Annotated in this window: 1 protein-coding gene; it reads left to right on the forward strand. The window is 46.1% G+C overall.

The annotated features are described in order from the left end of the window. The coding region (locus AACS90_RS03625; protein WP_099123668.1) for a tyrosine-type recombinase/integrase at positions 1-935 on the forward strand (935 nt) is incomplete at both ends.

Here is a 935-nt window from a genome sequence, read left to right on the forward strand (position 1 = left end):
ACGACACGCGGCTCGAAGTACTGGCGTATGAAGTACTACCGCCCCACCGATAAAAAAGAAGACCGACTGGCTTTCGGTGTCTATCCTGCCATCTCTTTAGCTGATGCTCGCACCAAACGAGATGAAGCAAAAAAGCTAATTGCTCAAGGTATTGATCCCAAAGCCGAGAAAAAAGACGCACATGCTGGAGTAAAAGGAAAACATACCTTTGAAAAAGTCGCCCGTGACTGGCACGCCAGCAATAAACGTTGGAGCGAAGATCACGGCAACCGCATTCTACGCAGCCTTGAACATTATATTTTCCCACATATTGGCAGGCTTGATATTTCCACTTTACGGACAAGTCAACTTTTAGCGCCGATCAAAACCGTTGATGCTGATGGAAAACATGATATTGCTCAGCGATTACAGCAACGTGTCAATTCCATCATGCGTTATGCCGTTCAGAATGATATCCTTGATTCCAATCCGGCTAATGATATGGCTGGCGCACTTTCCACTGTTAAATCTAAACATCACCCCGCCCTTCCCCACGAACGTTTACCTGAATTTTTAAGCCGACTTTCTCGCTATCGTGGACGCTTAATCACTCGTATCGCGGTGGAACTGACTTTATTAACATTTGTCCGTTCCAGTGAATTGAGATTTGCCCGCTGGGAAGAACTCGACCTTGAAAATGCTGTCTGGAAAATCCCTGCCACAAGAAAAGCCATTAAAGGCGTTAAATTCTCCGAACGGGGCATGAAAATGAAAACGGAGCATATTGTCCCTTTGAGTCGTCAGGCTGTCATTTTGTTCAAATCATTACGCGAACTGAGCGGTGACTGTGAAGTCATGTTCCCTAACGATCACGATCCACAAAAGGTCATGAGTGAAAGCACGGTTAATAACGCCTTGCGTGGCATGGGCTACGATACCAAAACCGATGTTTGCGG

The organism is Xenorhabdus sp. KK7.4, from assembly GCF_963876465.1.
Classification (GTDB): Bacteria; Pseudomonadota; Gammaproteobacteria; order Enterobacterales; family Enterobacteriaceae; genus Xenorhabdus; species Xenorhabdus stockiae.